General features: G+C 68.1%; 14 protein-coding genes. 5 read left to right on the top strand and 9 right to left on the bottom strand.

Annotated features, from left to right (window positions below; genetic code table 11):
• Window positions 1-73: 73 nt before the first annotated feature.
• Complete coding sequence (locus AB5J62_RS19525) at window positions 74-1,087, bottom strand: glutathione S-transferase family protein (RefSeq protein WP_370949685.1); 1,014 nt, start codon at window positions 1,085-1,087, stop codon at window positions 74-76.
• Window positions 1,088-1,217: 130 nt separating this feature from the next.
• Here AB5J62_RS19525 and AB5J62_RS19530 point away from each other — a divergent pair, with 130 nt between their 5' ends.
• A complete protein-coding gene (locus tag AB5J62_RS19530; protein WP_370949687.1) occupies window positions 1,218-2,072 on the top strand; it encodes a Ku protein in 855 nt (284 codons plus the stop codon).
• A gap of 257 nt (window positions 2,073-2,329) precedes the next feature.
• Here AB5J62_RS19530 and AB5J62_RS19535 read toward each other — a convergent pair whose 3' ends face one another.
• Complete coding sequence (locus AB5J62_RS19535) at window positions 2,330-3,796, bottom strand: MDR family MFS transporter (RefSeq protein ID WP_370949688.1); 1,467 nt, start codon at window positions 3,794-3,796, stop codon at window positions 2,330-2,332.
• Between the two features lie 108 nt (window positions 3,797-3,904).
• On the opposite strand from AB5J62_RS19535, the gene AB5J62_RS19540 reads away from it, so the two are divergent.
• Entirely contained in the window at window positions 3,905-5,059 is a 1,155-nt protein-coding gene (locus AB5J62_RS19540; protein WP_370949689.1) for a DUF1015 family protein, read from the top strand.
• On the opposite strand, the gene AB5J62_RS19545 is transcribed toward AB5J62_RS19540, so the two are convergent.
• From AB5J62_RS19545 to AB5J62_RS19560, 4 genes are all read right to left on the bottom strand, one after another.
• Window positions 5,011-6,144 carry a glycosyltransferase 87 family protein gene (locus AB5J62_RS19545; protein WP_370949690.1) on the bottom strand — a complete coding sequence of 378 codons (1,134 nt, stop codon included), beginning with the start codon at window positions 6,142-6,144 and terminating at the stop codon, window positions 5,011-5,013. The two genes, AB5J62_RS19540 and AB5J62_RS19545, sit on opposite strands and share 49 nt — an antisense overlap.
• A 136-nt stretch (window positions 6,145-6,280) precedes the next feature.
• Window positions 6,281-6,937, bottom strand: a complete 657-nt coding sequence (locus AB5J62_RS19550; RefSeq protein WP_370949691.1) for a response regulator — start codon at window positions 6,935-6,937, stop codon at window positions 6,281-6,283.
• Complete coding sequence (locus AB5J62_RS19555) at window positions 6,934-8,142, bottom strand: sensor histidine kinase (protein ID WP_370949692.1); 1,209 nt, start codon at window positions 8,140-8,142, stop codon at window positions 6,934-6,936. The genes AB5J62_RS19550 and AB5J62_RS19555 overlap by 4 nt, the downstream gene beginning before the upstream one ends.
• A gap of 67 nt (window positions 8,143-8,209) precedes the next feature.
• Window positions 8,210-9,670 (bottom strand): MFS transporter, encoded by a 1,461-nt coding sequence (locus tag AB5J62_RS19560; RefSeq protein ID WP_370949694.1) that lies wholly within the window; start codon window positions 9,668-9,670, stop codon window positions 8,210-8,212.
• Between the two features lie 86 nt (window positions 9,671-9,756).
• Between AB5J62_RS19560 and AB5J62_RS19565 the strand changes: the two genes are divergently transcribed.
• Entirely contained in the window at window positions 9,757-10,131 is a 375-nt protein-coding gene (locus AB5J62_RS19565) for a MarR family winged helix-turn-helix transcriptional regulator (RefSeq protein WP_370949695.1), read from the top strand.
• A gap of 373 nt (window positions 10,132-10,504) precedes the next feature.
• Here AB5J62_RS19565 and AB5J62_RS19570 read toward each other — a convergent pair whose 3' ends face one another.
• Genes AB5J62_RS19570 through AB5J62_RS19580 form a run of 3 tightly spaced genes read right to left on the bottom strand, consistent with a single transcriptional unit; the run spans window position 10,505 to window position 14,021 of the window.
• Window positions 10,505-11,038: a DinB family protein gene (locus AB5J62_RS19570; RefSeq protein WP_370949696.1), complete on the bottom strand. Its 534-nt coding sequence runs from the start codon at window positions 11,036-11,038 to the stop codon at window positions 10,505-10,507.
• Window positions 11,039-11,073: 35 nt separating this feature from the next.
• Complete coding sequence (locus AB5J62_RS19575) at window positions 11,074-11,760, bottom strand: nitroreductase family protein (RefSeq protein ID WP_370949697.1); 687 nt, start codon at window positions 11,758-11,760, stop codon at window positions 11,074-11,076.
• A 59-nt stretch (window positions 11,761-11,819) separates the two neighbouring features.
• Window positions 11,820-14,021, bottom strand: a complete 2,202-nt coding sequence (locus AB5J62_RS19580) for a germacradienol/geosmin synthase (protein WP_370949699.1) — start codon at window positions 14,019-14,021, stop codon at window positions 11,820-11,822.
• Between the two features lie 360 nt (window positions 14,022-14,381).
• On the opposite strand from AB5J62_RS19580, the gene AB5J62_RS19585 reads away from it, so the two are divergent.
• Together AB5J62_RS19585 and AB5J62_RS19590 are read left to right on the top strand one after the other, a co-directional pair.
• Window positions 14,382-16,331 carry a discoidin domain-containing protein gene (locus AB5J62_RS19585; protein WP_370949701.1) on the top strand — a complete coding sequence of 650 codons (1,950 nt, stop codon included), beginning with the start codon at window positions 14,382-14,384 and terminating at the stop codon, window positions 16,329-16,331.
• Window positions 16,332-16,878: 547 nt separating this feature from the next.
• Window positions 16,879-17,310: an STAS domain-containing protein gene (locus AB5J62_RS19590; RefSeq protein WP_370949703.1), complete on the top strand. Its 432-nt coding sequence runs from the start codon at window positions 16,879-16,881 to the stop codon at window positions 17,308-17,310.
• Window positions 17,311-17,357 lie beyond the last annotated feature (47 nt).

Here is a 17,357-nt window from a genome sequence, read left to right on the forward strand (position 1 = left end):
GCGGCGCACCAGCGGCGCTTGGGGGTCGTGAGCGTTGCGGGCGGTTCTAACCGCCCGCAACGCTCACGAGCCCTCAGGCCAGGGGAGGCACCGGCTCCAGAGGCGGGCCCGGGGGAGTGCCGTCGCCGAAGGGCCGCCCGCCCAAGTCCTCGCGATGATGCGGGGTGAGCCAAGCCCGAGGATCCGGCCCGGCGGCGACCACGCGCGTCGGGTTGATGGCCGAGTGCACGTAGTAGTAGTGCCACCGGATGTGGTCGAAGTCCGTGGTGTCGCCGAAACCCGGGGTCTGGAAGAGATCGCGCGCGTACGCCCACAGCGCCGGGTACTCGATGAGCTTGCGGATGTTGCACTTGAAGTGCCCGTGGTACACCGCGTCGAAGCGGACCAGGGTGGTGAACAGGCGGATGTCGGCTTCGGTGATCGTGTCGCCGACCAGGTAGCGCTGTCCGGTCAGCCTGTCCTCGAGTTCGTCGAGCCGGGCGAACAACGCGGTCACCGCGCGGTCGTAGCTCTCCTGGTGCGGCGCGAACCCGGAGCGGTAGACGCCGTTGTTGACGTCGCGGTAGACGACCTCGTTCAACGCGTCGATCTCGGCTCGGTGCTCCGCCGGGTACAGCACGGGGGAGCCGGGGCGGGCGAGTGAGGCCCACTCGATGCCGAAGTCGATGGTCAGCTGCCCGAAGTCGTTGCTGACCAGGTGCCCGGTCGGGATGTCCACGAGCCCCGGCACACTCACCCCGCCGGTGTAATCCGGCCGCCGCGCGAGGTAGGCCTCGCGCAGTGCGTGGATGCCGAGTACCGGGTCCTTGTCGCCAGGGCTGCCCGTCTTTTCGGTGAACACCCAGTGGGCGTCGCCGTCGATGTCCTCCTGAATGGGGTCGGTGATGGCCACGGAAATGGCCTCGTCGAGGCCCATCAGCCTGCGGACGATGTTGACGCGGTGCGCCCAGGGACACGCTCGGTTGATGACCAGGCGATAGCGACCGGCCTCGACGGGCCAGCCGTCTCGGGCGTCGGGCGTCACGCGGTCGGTGAACGCCATGGGATCGCGGACGAGTTCACGGGTGGGTGTCTCACCGGCCTTCATGGTCCCGATGGTAACCGTGAATCCTCGAACACGCGTTCGCAAACATGATCGCTTTGGAGTTTTCCCAGCTCACCGGCCAGGGTACCGTGGGTATGCAGGCACCTCACACCGATGCCGGAGGTCGATGGCGATGCGAGCGATGTGGAAGGGTTCAGTCTCTTTCGGACTGGTCACGATCCCGATCCAGCTCTACGCGGCGACCGAGAACAAGAACGTCTCGCTACGCCAGGTGCACGAGGCCGACGGCGGCCGCATCCAGTACAAGCGCGTGTGCACCATCGACGGCGAAGAGGTGCCGTACGCCGAGATCGCCAAGGGGTACGAGCTCGAAGACGGCGAGATGGTCGTGATCACCGATGAGGACCTGGCGGAGCTGCCGCTGTCCACGTCGAAGCTGATCGACGTGCTCGAGTTCGTGCCGCTGGAGTCGATCGACCCGATCCAGTTCGACAAGACCTACTACCTCGAGCCGCAGAAGACCGCGACCAAGCCCTATGTGCTGCTGCGGGACGCGCTGCACAAGTCAGGGCATGTCGCGGTCGCCAAGGTGGCCATCCGCCAGCGTGAGTCGCTCGCGATCCTGCGGGTGGTGTCGGACGTGCTGGTCATGACGACCATCCTGTGGCCCGACGAGGTGCGCACGCCGGACTTTGGCTTCCTGCGTGAGGAGGCGCCGCAGGTGCGCGCGCAGGAGCTGACGATGGCGGGCTCCTTGATCGACTCGATGTCCGAGCCGGTCTTCGAACCCGACAAGTACACCGACACCTACCGCGAGGCGCTCGAGGCGATGATCGAGGCCAAGGCGCAGGGTGGCAGCACGAAGAAGACGGCCAAGCCGGGTGCGAAGGCCGAGGTCGTGGACCTGATGTCGGCGCTGCAGGCGAGCGTCAGCGAGGCCAAGAAGACCCGCAAGCCCGCTGCCACGACCAGGAAGAAGCCCGCGGAGAAGAAGGCGCCGGCGCGACGGCCCAGCAAGAGCGCATAGCACCGGTTGCCCTATCGGCCTTCAAGGGAGTATGCGAGGCGACACGCCGCGAAGGTGCCAGAATTTGTCGGTCCCCGGTGGTACCAAGAGGCGACCGCTGTTCTCCGGCCCTTCGCGGAAGGCGTGGAAACCGATGATGTGTGCGCTGTGCGTCGCCGAGCTCGACCACTGCCACGGCACCCTGATCGTGCACCCGGCAGGCGACGTCGAATGCGTGGAGCCCGGCTGCGTCGACCTCGACGTCGTCCGGCACGAGTTCACGATTGACTGCCTGACGGTTGAGGGTGGCTGCCCGTGTGTGGCTCTTCCGGCCGAGGCTCTGCTCCACGCGTCCTGAGCTGGTCGGTGTGCCGCGGCATCAGCAGGATCGCCGCGACGGCCAGCGCCGAGACGGCCACCATCGCCAGGAAGACGTTGTGCGTCGCCTGATAGAGCGATTCCTCTCCTGCCAGCGTCGCGTTCGCGATGGCGCCGAACATCGCCGCGCCGACCGCGCTGCCCAGTGACCGGCAGAACATGTTCGTCGCCGTCACCACGCCGCGCTTGTCCCAGCCGACCGTCGACTGGACGGCCACCACTGTCGGGCTCGACAGCAGGCCGAGGCCGATGCCGAGGATGAACGCCGAGATCGCGGCCAGGCCCAGCCACGAGTGCTCGCCGAGTATCGCCGCGACCAGCGAGCCCGCGATGATCACCCCGCTGCCGATCAGCGCCGTGTCACGGAAGCCGATCCGCAGGTAGACGCGGCCGGACAGGCTCGCGGAGATCGGCCAGCCGATCGTCAACGCGGCCAGCGCGAAGCCCGCGGCGAGCGCGCCGAACCCGAGCACGCCCTGCGCGTACGTCGGCAGGTAGGAGCTCAGGCCCATCATCACCGCGCCGACGATGAGCGCGACCAGGTTGCCGCTGTTGAGGATCCGGTGGCGGAACACCCAGAGCGGCAGGATCGGTTCGGCCGCCTTGCGCTCGACGAAGACGAACGCGACCAGCAGCACCAGCGCGACCGCGAAGATCGCCAGGCTGGCCGGTGACGCCCAGCTCCAGGCCACGCCGCCTTCGAGCAGTCCGAGGATGAGCAGCGAACAGCCGATGGTGAGCAGTGCGGCGCCCGCGTAGTCGATGCGGTGCGACTGGCGTTCGACGCGCTCCGGGAACTTGCGGGCGAGCGTCCACGTGGCGATGGCGCCCAGCGGGAGGTTGACGAAGAAGATCCAGCGCCAGTCCAGGTACTCGGAGAACACGCCACCGAGCGTCGGCCCGACGACCGAGGCGATCGCCCAGACGCTGGCGACGTAACCCTGCACCCTGGCGCGCTCTTCGACGTTGTAGAGGTCACCGATCATCGTCATGCTGATCGGCTGGATCGCGCCGGCGCCGATGCCCTGGATGGCGCGCGCGGCGATCAGCACCGGCATGCTCCACGCGGCGCCGCACAGCACCGAGCCGATCAGGAAGACGGCAATACCGAAGAACATCACCGGCTTGCGGCCGAGCACGTCGGCGAACTTGCCGTAGAGCGGCGTCGTGACGGCCGCGGTCAGCAGGTAGATCGAGAAAAGCCAGGGAAACTGGGAGAAACCGCCCAAATCGCGGACGATCGACGGCACGGCGGTCGCGATGATCGTGCTGTCGAGCGCCACCAAACCGGTGCTCAGCATGACCGCGGCGAGCACGGGGCCACGCTCCGAACGCAGACCGACCCCCTTGGACACAGTTTCGGTCATGCGCGGTCCTTCCGTGGAATCCCCAGTGCCGACTCTGCGAGTCAACTGTTTCGCATACGCAAGCATTCCATGACGCGCGGATTCGCGGCGAACTGATTTGATGAGCGGATGACTTGCTGGGTGCGGCCGATCCGGAGCGGCTGGGTGGTGCGTGACCGCGTGCCTGGACCGGACGTGGACGAATTCGGCGACCCCACGCGCGTCGCCGCGGCGCTGGCCGTGCCCGGCGGCGCCGAGGGCACGCTGCTCGCGGTGCAACACCCGCACCGCACGCCCGCCGCGCTGGCGGCGGGGCTCGGCCTGACCGAGGCGTTGCCGATCGCGCGGGCCGCTTTGTCCTATTTGCGCTCGTATCACTACGAGCCGGTGTCCGACGTCGTCGGCCTGTACGAGATCGACGGCGCGGACGGGTCCGTGCTCGGCGTCCTCTGCATGGTCGACCCTGATGTCGTCGGCGCCGACGGGGTTTCGCACGTCCGGCACACCGAAGACGTCTACCCGGACGTCGTGGCCGAGCGTGCCGCGATGCTGGCCGGTCTCGGCTGCGCGACCAGTGCGGCGCTGCTGGTGCCCGAGGCGGAGGGCTGGGTGCTCACCGGCAAGGTCCGCGAAATCCTGAGCACGCTGGACGAGCCGGCCGTGTCCACTGTGGACTCGGTGGGCAGGCGGCACCGGCTGTGGCTGCTCGGCGCCGGCGAGCACCAGGACGAGGTGCTCGCGCTGGCTCAGCGGCACACCCTGCTGGTCGCCGACGGCAATCACCGCGTCGCCGCCTCCGCCGCGGCCGGCTCGCTGCTCGCGCTGGTCACCGGGGGACCGCGGCTCGAGATCGGGCCGATCCACCGCGCGCTCGTCGGCACCGGGCTTTCGTTGGCGGAGCTGGCTTCCCGGTGGCGCGCCGCCGGGCTCGACGTCCGCGAGACCGGCGACCGGACCGTCGCGGTCGGCTCGGTGGTCGTGCTCGCCGGCGGGTCGGCGCTGCGGGTGCGGCTGCCGTCGCTGGGGGAGCCGTCGATCGATCACCGGGTGGTCGAGCAGGTGCTGATCCGCGAGGCGCTGGGCGTCGACCCGGAAGGACCCGCGCTGGTCCCGATACTGCCGGGCGGCCGGACGGTGGTGTCCGATGTGGACGCGACGTTCCTGCTCGCTCCCGTGCCGCTGGCGGATCTGCTGGCTACGCACGCGGCGGGCCTGCGCATGCCGCGCAAGGCCACCTATTTCACGCCCAAGCCGCGAAGTGGACTCTTGCTCGCGGATTTGTGACGAGCGAGCAAGACGGCTCCCGCGCCCAGCGCGGCGAGCAGGTAGGCGTTGCCGAACACGGCTTGCGGGAGGTTCCAGCCCTGCTCCCGGCCGCCACCGCCCGGCACGATCGCGGTGGCCCAGCCCGTGAACAGGGCCGCGGTCGCCAACGCCAGCCAGCTGTGGCGGCGCGCGAGCAGGTAGCCGATCGCGGGCACGACCCAGACCCAGTGATGGGTCCACGAGATCGGGCTGACCACGAGCCCGCAGCCCGCGGTCACCAGCAGTGCGCCTGGTTCGTCGCCGGAGCGGTGCAATCGCCGGACGGCGAACCAGGTCGCCGTGCCGGCGGCCGCGACACCGAGCACGATCGCCCACTTGGCGTCGGGCAGTGTCCTCGCCAGAAACCCTTGCCAGGACTGGTTTCCCACCCAGGACTTCATCGTGGCGAAGTGGTCGTTGAAGATCGCCGAGGTCCAGAACCGGACGCTGTCGCCCGGCAGCACGGCCAACGCCAGCACGGTCGCGCCGGTGAACGCCGCCAGCGCGCGGCCCGCGTCCGCGCGGCGGCCGGTGACCAGCAGGTGCACGATGAAGATCAGCGGGATCAGCTTGATCGCCGCGGCCACCCCGATCGTCAGGCCGCTGTGGCGGGATCCGCGCAGCACGAGCACGTCGAACACCACGGCGGCCATCAGGATGAGATTGACCTGGCCCAGTCCGACGGTCTGCCACACCGGCTGGAGGCAGAACGCGCCTGCCACCAGCAGCGGCAGTCCGCTGTGGACGGTGAACGGGCGCAACGTCACGTACAACGCGGGCGCCGCCGCCACGGCGAACACGGCCCAGCCCAACTGGGTGGGCAGCGCCGCGAGCGGCGCGAACACCATCGCGGCGAACGGCGTGTACGTGAACGGCAGGTCGAGTGCCCAATCAGGAAGCGCCGACAGGCGCCCGTAGAGCGGTTCGCCGCGCAGGATGGCGAGTCCGCCGGCGCGGTAGACCGCCGAGTCGATCCCGAGTGGACGGCCCAGCAGCCACCAAAGGACGGCGACCGCGACGAACACGGCGGCCAGTGCGGCAATGGGCAAACGCGGCGACCTCATGCCCGCCACAATGATCGAAAACGGCCCGCGCGTCGTCACGCCGGGGTGGCGTCTTCGGGGCGCGCACCCATACCGGGGTACTGCCTGGGTCGAAGGGCTCGTGAGTGGTACGGCCGGTTCTAACCGGTCATATCACTCACGAGCCCTGACCTGGGACGACGAGGCCCTCTTCGTAGGCGGCCACGACGGCCTGGGCTCGGTCGCGGACGCCGAGTTTCGTGAAGACGCGGCTTACGTGGCTTTTCGCGGTCTGCTCGGCGATGACCAGTTCGTCGGCGATCTCGGTGTTGGACAAGCCTTTCGCGATCAGCCGTAGCACCTCGGTCTCCCTGGCTGTCAGGTCGGCGAGTCGCGTGCCGGAGACGCGGGTGCGGGTGGCGAACTCGCCGATCAGCCTGCGGGTGACCGTGGGCGCGAACAACGCGTTGCCCGCCGCGATCACCCGGACGGCCGTGACGAGGTCGTCGAGTGGCGCGTCCTTGAGCAGGAAGCCGCTGGCGCCCGCACGCAAGGCGCCGTAGACGTACTCGTCGATGTCGAAGGTCGTGAGCATCAGGACCCGGATCGTGCGGTCGCGGCCGCCGAGGATCCGCCTGGCCGCTTCGAGACCGTCGAGTTCGGGCATGCGGACGTCCATCAGCACGACGTCCGGCTCCAGCTCGGCGCAGCGCTCGATCGCGATGAGCCCGTTCTCGGCCTCGCCGACCACCTGGATGTCCGGCTGCGCGTCGAGCACCGCGCGGAAGCTCTGCCTGACCATGGTCTGGTCGTCGGCGACGACGACGGAAATCACGAAGTGGCTCCCTCTAGTGGAAGTGCGACGGCGACGCGGAAACCGCCGCCGGGTGTCGCGCCGGTCTCCAGTTCACCGGACAGCATCGCGACGCGTTCGCGCATGCCCAGCAAACCGTGCCCTGGCGGTGCGATCGACCCGGTGGACTCGCCTGGGTCGTTGACGACGGTCGTGTGCACGATGTCGGCTTCGACGTTCAGCGAGACGCGGACCGCCGCACCCGGGGCGTGGCGCGCCGCGTTGCTCAGCGCCTCCTGCACGATCCGGTAGAGCGACAGCCCGACCCCGGCTGGCAGCGCGTCGACATCGCCGCGGATGTCGAGCGTGCAGTCGGTACCGAGCGCGCGCACCCGGTCGACGAGGTCGGTCACGCGTGCGATGTCGGGCTGCGGCGCGGTGGACGCGGATTCGGTGCGCAGCACGCCGAGCAGGCGGCGAAGCTCGGTCATGCCCTCGCGGGCGGTGTTCGTCAGCGCGGCGAACTCCGTCTTCAGGTCGTCGGTGAGTTCGGGGAAGCGGTAGCGGGCGGAGTCGGTGCGCAGCGCGAGCACGGACATGTGGTGCGCGACGATGTCGTGCAGCTCGCGCGCGATCCTGGTGCGTTCTTCGAGCACCGCGAGCCGGGTCTCCTCGGTGATGCGCTGGTGCTCGCGCGCGAGACGTTCCCGCTCGGCGAGCCTGCGCTGCTGCACGAGGTTGCCGAAGAAGAGGGGAACCGAGGTGAGCGCGGCCAGCAGCACGAGGTCACGCCAGTCGTGCACGTAAGGCGCCATGGCCGCGACCGAAAACAGCGCCACGCACGCGAGTACGGGCTGCTCGTGGGTTTCGCCGACAAGATAGAGCACCAGCAGGGCGGCCAACGCGAGACCGGGGGACCAGGGCCAGCCCCACGACTGCACCCAATCCTGGTACGCGGGTGGGGTGGCGAGGATCAGGACCACCAGCGCGCGCCACGCCCACAGTGGCGACCAGAGCGCGATCACCGCGGGCACGAGCGTGGCGACGCCGAGCGCGACGGTCACCAGGGAGCTGCGGCCGTAGGTGATCGCGGTGACCGTGGCGACGAACCCCGCCCAAGAGCCGATCCCCAGCACGGCGACCACGCGCAGGACCCGAAGGCCCGCCGAGCGCGGCGAGTGCGGTCGCGCGGTGCCGGCGTACACCGTCCAGCGGACGACGTCCCACCACCGGTGTTGATCAGCCATGGCACGTCAGAGTACGGCGAAGGTGCCTGCCACCCCCCGAGTGACAGGCACCTTCGTCGTCGCGTCGCTACTTCGTGGCGAGCGCGAGTTCCGCTTCGTCGACGGCGATTTCTGCCGTGCGGCGCGGCTTGATGACGCCGGCCAGGCTGACCAGCACCGCGAGCACCGCGATGCCGGTGACCACGCTCAACGCCGGGGTGAGCCCGGAGAGCAGCGCGGTCCGCGACGCCTCGGCGCCGCCGTTCGCGGTGAGCACCGCGGTCACGATGGCCAGGCCGATGGCGCCACCGATCTGGACCGAGGTGTTCAGCAGGCCACCCGCGAGGCCCTGCTCGTTGTCGGCGATCCCGGCGGTGGCCTGGATGTTCAGCGAGGAGAAGGCCAGCATGAAGCCGAGTCCCAGCAGGATCATGCTCGGCAGGACCGAAAGCGCGTAACTGGATGTCTCGTCGACGTTCAGGAAGAGCGCGTAGCCGATGACGTGCGCGACCACACCGGCCAGGATGGTGCGCGGGGTGCCGACGCGGTCGATCAGCGGCTCGATCCTCGGCGAGCCGAAGGCCACGATCGCGGCGGCGGGCAGGAAACCGAGCGCGGTCTGCAACGCGGACCAGTTCAGCACCGACTGCAGGTAGAGCATGACCACGAACTGGAACCCGATGTAGGCGCCGAAGAACAGCGCGCCGCCGATGTTGGCGCGGGCCAGCGGACCCGAGCGCAGGATGCCCAGCCGCAGCAGCGGGTGCGAACTGCGCTTCTCGATGACGATGAACGTCGCGAGCAGTGCGAACGCGACCCCGAACGAGATCAGCGTCCTGGCCGCGAGCCAGCCGACGGTCGGCGCTTCGACCACCGAGAACACGAGCAGCAGCGAACCGGCGGCCCCGGTGATCGCGCCGGGGAAGTCATAGCCGCCGCCGGCGCGTTCCGGCCGGTTGGCCGGGATCAGGCGGTACGCGAAGACCAGCACGACGAGCGCGATCGGCACCGGCAGCAGGAACGTCCAGCGCCAGCCGACCTGGGTCAGCAGTCCCGAGAAGACCAGCCCGGCCGAGTACCCGCTCGCGCCGAACACCGCGAAGATGCTGATCGCGCGGTTACGGGCGGGACCTTCCTGGAACGTCGTGGTGATGATGGACAGCGCCGCCGGAGCGGTGAACGCGGCGCTCAGGCCCTTGATGAAGCGGCTGGCGATCAGCAGCGCACCGTCGTCGACGAGCCCGCCGAGCAGCGAAGCGAGCGCGAAGACACTGACCGCGATGAGGAACACGCGACGCCTGCCGAGCAGGTCCGCGGTCCGGCCGCCGAGCAGCAGCAGACCGCCGTAGCCGAGTACGTAGCCGCTGACGACCCATTGCAGCGCGCTGGTGGACAGGCCGAGGTCGGCCCGGATGGACGGGAGAGCGACACCGACCATGGAGACGTCGAGCGCGTCCAGGCCGATGACGGTGGACACGGTGAGCAGTACGCCCCACAGACGAGCGTCCCACCTGGTCGAGGTGGTGGAGAGATGCGCGGAAGAGCTCATGATCCACACGCTACATGCACACGCATCTAATGCAAGTGAATTTAATGCGATTGCATCAGATTCCCGTGCATGCTATCTTCGCCTACGTGAGCGATGTAGCTGAGCAGGTTCTGGTGCAGGAATGGCAAGGCTTGCTTGCCCGCCACGCGGCCGTCTTCGGCGCGCTCGAGTGCACGCTCCAGGAGAAGCACGGCATCGGCGTCAGCGAGTTCGAGGCGCTCGAATGCCTGGCCACGGCCGCCCAGAAGTGCCGCGGCGCGGATCTGACCGGAGCTGTGCACCTGAGCCAGAGTGCGACCTCGCGCCTGGTCGCCCGGCTCGAGCGCGAAGGGCTCGTCGAGCGTGCCATGTGTGAGATGGACCGGCGGGGGATCTTCGTCGATCTGACCGAGGCCGGGCACAAGCTCTACGCCGAGGCCAAGCCGACCCAGCGCGCCATCCTGAAGGAAATGCTCGCCTAGCCCTCCGGTCACTCGAGCGTTGCGAACGCCTCGTTCGCGAGGTTGAAGGTTGTGAACGAGGCGTTCACAACCCCTGGCTTGTGGCCGAGAGGCCGAATTGCTGGCGAAAGTGGCTTTTGTGCGCCCGACGAGCCCGGCCGCCGACCCTGAGGGGTGGCCGAAGGTCGTGAACGCCTCGTTCGCAACCTTGTGCGTTGTGAGCGCCTCGTTCACAACGTTCGAGCTTTCGCGAGCCTCGACTTCCGCGCTCGTCTTCACACCCGGGCTTTCGCGAGCTTCGGCTTTCGCGTTCGTTGCTTCTCGCCCCGGCTTGGGCTTTCGTCTCTTCCTCTCACTCTGGCTTTCGCGAGCCGGGCCGCCCCGCGGCGGCAGGTCAGTGGCCGGTCGCGCCGTCGATCTGTTCCCGCAGCAGGTCGGCGTGTCCATTGTGGCGCGCGTACTCGGCGATCATGTGCACCACGATCCGTCGCAGCGAAACCGGCTTCCCCGTCCGGAAATGCGTGCCCGTGGCGTCCAAAGTGGACGACGCGACGATCTCCCGCGAGCGCGCGCATTCCTCGCGCCACAGGGTGAAAGCGGCCTCGACGTCGCCGTCGAGCGCGTCGAAGTCCTCATTCGGGTTGTCGTCGGAGTAGTGCAGCATCGGCACGTCCTCGCCGGCGAACTGCTGGCGGAACCACCAGCGCTCGGTGCCTGCGAGGTGGCGGACCAGGCCGTGCAGGCTGAGCCCGGATGGTGGGATGTTCTTGTCGGACAACCTTTCCGCCGGGATCCCGGCGCACTTGAGTTCGAAGGTCCGGCGGTGCCAGTCGAGGTAGGCCGTGAGGATCTCCCGCTCGTCGCCGTCGAGCGGGAGATCCACGCGGTCGTCCTCGGACCAGGTCGGTGAGTAGCTCGGCAAAGTCATGGGGGCAGCATCGCATCACCCACCGACAAAACCGGTCAGACGCGGACGAGTACCTGGTCGAGGGACTTGCGCTGAAGGTTCGGGACCACACAGTCCGGTGCCGGGTAACCCACCGGGATCACCGCGAACGCCTTCTCGTTGCGGGGCCTGCCGAGCACCTCGCCGAGGAAACGCATGGGTGACGGGGTGTGCGTCAACGCCGAGAGGCCGGCGACCTGCAAGGCCGTGAGGAGCATGCCGACGGCGATGCCGACCGACTCGTCGACGTAGTAGTGCTTGCGGGTGGTTCCGTCGTCCTCCAGGTAGAAACGCTGCTGGAAGACGACGATCAGGCATGGCGCGTCGGTCAGGTGGGTCTTGATCGCGTCGGTGCCGAGCGGGCGCAGCGCGGTGAGCCACTCCTCGCCGAGCCTGCCGTCGTACGAAACGGTTTCCTCGGCTTCGGCGGCCGAACGGATTTGCTTGCGGACGGCCGGGTCCGAGACCAGCACGAAGGTCCATGGCTGCTGGTGGGCGCCGCTGGGCGCGGTGGACGCGACCGCGATCGCGTCGAGTACGGCCTGCTCCGGCACGGGGTCGGGGGAGAAGCTGCGTACCGAGCGGCGCTCGTCCATCCGCCGGCGCAGGGACGCGGCGTTGGCGAGTGTCTCGTCGGCAGGCATGCGGGCCGGGCGGTAGGGGACGGGGTCGAACTGATCACCGTGCGTCGGGCTCCAGGTCATACCCGCGATTCTGACCGAGGCGGTGTCCCCGTGACAGGAACACCGCCCGATCGTCGGAGTCAGACGTTCGCAGGGCGGACACGTACCGCCGAAGTGCCCAATCCACTGGGCAGGAAGGAGAAGCTCGCGTTCACCTCGACGGGCGACGGCGCGTACAGCCGCTCCAGCTCCTCCGGCCGGTAGCGCACACACCGGCGGTGCCATTCGAGGATGCCGGACATCCAGTCCTTGAGCAGCTCGGCGTGCCTGGTGAGGGCGTCGCGGACGTCCGGTTCCAGGCTGAAGTCCTCGAACAGCTGAGGGAGGTCCTCGCCGGTGAGTTTCTCGAACTGCTCCATCCGCGCTTTCATGAGGTCGGCGACGACGTCGCGGGCCTTGAGCGGGTCGACGCCGAGGAAGTTCTCGACGACGAGGACCATGTTGTGCATCTCGCCCTCGTACTGGATCTCCTTCTGATACGAGAACAGGTCGTTCGTGAAGCAGGCGTAGTCCTGCGCCGCGGTCTCGAGCTCACGCACCACCCTCGTCTGGTGGATCCACGGCGGCAACAGCTCGTAGTGCGCGAGCTTGGCCAGGCTGATGGTGAGGTCCGAGCCGAACGTCCGGCGTCGCATCTCCACGTAGTCGACAGGATCGGGCACGCGGTTCTGCGCCTGGTTGGCCACCTCCCACACCCAGCTGCCCAGCATGTCCTCGACGGCCTTGCGGAAGACCGCACGCGCGGGTTCGGTCATCGGACCGGCGGTGCGACGCCACAGGTCGGCGAGGCCTTTCTCAAGAGGTATGGCCGAAGGCGGGGTCTCTCCCGCATCGAGTGGCATGAACAGCGACAACCGCTCGGCGCAGAGCTGCGCTCCCGCGATGTCACGCTTGACGCCGAAGGCCAGCGGGAAGTAGTCATCGCCGTAGGTGCCCCAGCTCAGCCAGTCGGAGCTGAGGTCGAGTTGTTCGGCGGTGGCGTCCGCGTGGATCATCGCGGCGCAGTGTGGCAGGTCGATGCCGCGCATGCGCTGCTCGTCCCAAGGTGAGCCCGCCTCGAAGAGGCCCATCTCGCGCGCCCACTCGACGGCGTGGTCGCGGGCGCTGTCGAGATGCGAGCTTTCCTTGAACTGGAACGGCATGTAGAGCTTGGGCAGCGGCAGATGGCCGACGGGTTTGTTCGGCACGAACGTGTGCTGCTCGGTCCGGCGCTTCACGCCGAGCCTGCCCGGGGTGAGGGACTCGGTGCCGAGCCCGGTCGGGCCGCCGAGCCCGCCCGAGACCGCGCCTTCGTTCATGTACCGGCTCGACCGCAGGTGCCATTCGTGGCCGCCCGCCTGCCAGTCCTGCAGGCCTTTGACGTACGCGGTCATGGCGGCCAGCTCGTCAGGCGTCGCGCCCTTGACGCCGGCGAGCATCGGGACGTGGGCGAGAGCGGTGTTCTCGAACTGGTGCAGCCGCGACGTCAGCAGGTCGTTCGTCATCTCGGCCGCTTCCTGCGTCGGGATGTCGAAGAACTTCTCGAAGACGAGCACGGCGTTGGAGTTCTCGCCCTCCTCGCGGACCTCGCGCTGGTACGAGAAGATGTCGTTGCGCAGGTGGATCGCGTCGGAGAAGGTGTCGCGCAGCACCTCCAGCGGACGGGTGTGCGCGAACCGGTGCGGCACCTCGGCCGCCACGTACTCGACGAGGTTCGCCGACCACGGCGCGCCGCCGACGCGGCGGCGCATCTGGATGTACTCGATGGGGTTCGCGATCCGGCCCTGCTCGATGTTGACCAGTTCCCACAGCGACTCGACCATCAGGTTGTGCGTGCTCTCGATGAACCGCTCGCGCCAGTCCGTCGACATCGCTGGCACCGTCCGCGCCCACAGGTCCAGCAGCCCGGCCTCGGCCGGGTTCTCCGGCTCCGGCGGCGTCTCGCCCTCGCGGGTCATGAACCGTTCGAGCCGGTCCAGATAGGCGCGGCCGCCTTCGATGTCGCGGGTGTACTTGAAGTGCGCGAGGAAGTGGTCGTCGAAGAAGAACACCCACACGTACCAGTCGGTGATCAGTTCGAGTGCCGCCCCGTCACAGTCCGGATGGGTGTACGCGCACATCAGGCCGTAGTCGTGCCTGGCCAGTTCCGCCTCGTCCCAGACGACACCGCCGCCCGGCTCGGGGGAGTCGATCATCCCCATCGCCTTGGCCCAGGCCATGCTGTGCGTCCGCGCGCGCTCGAGGTGCGGGTTCATCCGTGCCGGGTAGGTCAGATAGAACTCGGGCAGCGTGAAGGCTTGCATCGGCGGTGCCTACTCCTCTGTACCGGCGTCGGACTACGGCGGATTACGACATTCGCACCCCGGCGCCGGGGTCGCTACGGCCAGCTCAGCGAAATTCGCTGTCACATCGGGTGAAACATTTTGATCTTGGTTTTCGGTTAGTTGATCACCGATGCCGAAGTCGTCAAAGGTAACTTCAGGGGTGCCGGATGCCCTAATTGCGGCTTTCAGGGAAACCGTGACACCCGTTGTTTACCTATTGTGCGGCATGGTTTCGGCTGCCGGGCATAGTTAGGAAAATTTCCTAACGAAAGGCCTTGACGATCGCGCGTCGCCGAGGTGATTCTCAGACACCTACGCTCGGTCCCCCACGGAGGCGTCATGAATCGGCATGCTCTGGCCGCGAAAGCGGCGGCAGCCTTTATCGCACTGATAACCATTCTCGGTTTGGCAGCGGCCGCACCGGCGAGCGCGGCCACCACCCAGCAGACGTTCATGACCTTCTACGGCTGGTGGGACAACACGCCGCCAGGCGGCGACATCGCCTACCCCAAGATCCACGACGAAGCGGGCGGCAAGGGCACCTATGCCGACCCGATCACCTTCGCCACCACGACCAAGGTCTACAAGGCGGGCACCAAGATCTACGTGCCCAGAGTGAAGAAGTACTTCATCATGGAGGACGACTGTTCCTCCTGTAACCAGGACTGGGACGGCGAAGGGCCCAACGGCGGGCCCGGCCTGCGGCACATCGACCTGTGGGTCGGCGGCAAGGGCGGCAGCGCGTACAACGCGATCGACTGCGAGGACGCGCTCACGCACTACAACTCCGACGGCACCCCGGTGATGGAGCCGATCGTCGTCGACCCGTCGTCGAGCGAGGTCGTCGACAACACGCCGCTGTTCAACACCAGCACCGGTGAATGCTACGGCGGCGCGCAGCCGAACAAGTCGGTCGGCCAATACAAGAACAACTCCAACGGCCAGTGCCTGGAGGACCCGAACAACAGCACCACCTCGGGTGTGCAGCTGACCACCGCCGCGTGCAACGGCTCGTCGGCGCAGCGGTTCACCTTCCACGGCGCGTTCATGGAGATCAACAACATGTGCGCGACGCTGTCCGGTTCGAAGGTCGTGCTGCAGAAATGCACGGGCGCGGCGAGTCAGCAGTGGTCCATCAACCCGAATCTGACGATTTCGGATATGCAGTACAACACGAAGTGCTATCGCCCGTCCGGAACACTGGTGGTGACAGGAAGTTGCTCGGGAACGGCGGCCCAGTGGGTCTTCACCGCGGCGGGCACGAACAACGACTTCGGGGTCGGCGTCAACCCGCAGCAGGGTTCGGTGAGCGCGGGCGGTGAAACCTCGGCCGCGGTCAGCACGACCGTCGTCTCCGGCACCGCGCAGTCGGTCGCGTTGTCCGCGTCCGGGCTGCCGAGCGGCACCACGGCCACGTTCACCCCGGCTTCGGTGACCGCGGGCCAGGGTTCGACGGTCTCGTTCAAGACCTCCGCCTCGACCCCGGCAGGCACCTACGCCGTCAAGATCAACGGCGCCGCGGCGTCCGGCACCAAGTCGGCGAACTACTCGCTGACGGTGAATGCCGTCGGTACCAAGGACTTCTCGGTCGCGGTCAACCCGGCGGCCGCCACGGTCACCGCGGGCTCGGCGGCGACCCCGACGGTCACGGTCGCGACACTGTCCGGCGCCGCGGAAACGGTCTCCCTCGACGCGGCCAACGTCCCGCCGGGCGCCGTGGTGACCTTCACCCCGGCATCGGTGACCGGCAACGGCACCTCGACACTGCGCATCGCCACCACGGCCGACGCGCCGGCGGGCACCTCGGCCATCACGGTGACGGGCACCTCGCCGTCGGCGACGCACTCGGTGACGTTCATCCTGACCATCACCGCGCCGGGCGGCACGCCTGTCCTGCTGTCCCAAGGAAAGCCGGCCACGGCGTCGAGCGTCGAGTCGAGCAGCTACCCGGCTTCGGCGGCGTTCGACGGCAGCCTCACCGGCGCGCGCTGGGCGAGCAAGGAGGGCGTCGATCCGCAGTGGCTGCGCGTCGACCTCGGCGCCACGGCGAACGTCTCGCGGGTCAAGCTGACCTGGGAGGCCGCGTACGGCAAGTCGTACACCATCCAGACCTCGCCGGATGGTTCGAACTGGACCACGATCTTCACGACCACCACCGGCAACGGCGGCACGGATGACCTGACCGGGCTGACCGGCACCGGCCGCTATGTCCGGGTCAACGGAACGGCGCGCGGCACCGCGTACGGCTACTCGCTGTTCGAGATGCAGGTTTACGGCACCACCGCCTAAAAGGCTCGTGAGTGTTTTCGCCGGTTATTGAGGGGAAACGCAAAGGTGGCGTGATCGTCGGCTCGACGTGGGTCGTGAGTGGTACGGCCGGTTCTAACCGGCGAAAACACTCACGACCCCTTCGGGCTGTCTCGTCCACGGCAGGGTCGTGGTCGGGCGCGGGTGAGGGCCTACTTCACTCGGATCCGTGGCGTGAGGGCTTAGTTCGACCGCATATACGGGTGAGAGAGGCCCCCACCCACTCGGCTCGGGTGAGGGAGGCCCTCACCCGAACCGACCGCGGATGAAGGCTCCCCTCATAGCCGGGCCAAGTGCCTGAGTGAGTGCGGTTCGCGTCGTCCAACGCGCAAACCGCACTCACTCCGCCCTGAACGAACCTCAGTCGTCAGCCACCCCGGCCACGGCCGAGCACACCAGACACGCCACCGTTGAACTTCCGCTCAATAGAACCGCCCGATAGAACCGCCCGCGACGCTCACGACCCGAGCGGGTTGTTGCATGTTCAGTCCGGTGCCTAGATGATGGTGGAGAGGACTTGGAGTCCACCATGACGAGCCAGCGTCCGCCCCGGCTCAGCCGGACTTTCGGCAGGACGGTGATCGGCTCACTCAGCGAGCGGTTTTCCATCACCGTCACCACCTTCGGCACCGACCGGGTGGTGGTGACCATCGCGGGAGACCTGGATCTGGCCAACATCGACAAGGTCGCCGGACTGACCACCGGCCTGCCGCGGCCGGAGAGCCAGGCTTTCCTGGTCGACCTGACCGATGTGCTGTTCTGCTCCAGCGTGGGGCTGAACATGCTCGCGGATCTGCAGCGCAGGGCGAACGAGACCGAGGTGGACATGGCGCTGGTGGTGAGCAGCTTCCCGATGCGCCGCACGCTGAGGATGACGGGGATGGACCGCGCCTTCGTGGTCTACCGCGAGCGGGCCGAGGCCTTGCTGGCGCTCGGTATCACTTCCCCGTCTGATCGGTAGGCCGTTCGGTCTGCTCCATCACGAGGATCGCCGACAGTGCCGCGTCA

The organism is Amycolatopsis sp. cg5 (assembly GCF_041346955.1).
In the GTDB taxonomy this organism is placed as follows: Bacteria; Actinomycetota; Actinomycetes; order Mycobacteriales; family Pseudonocardiaceae; genus Amycolatopsis.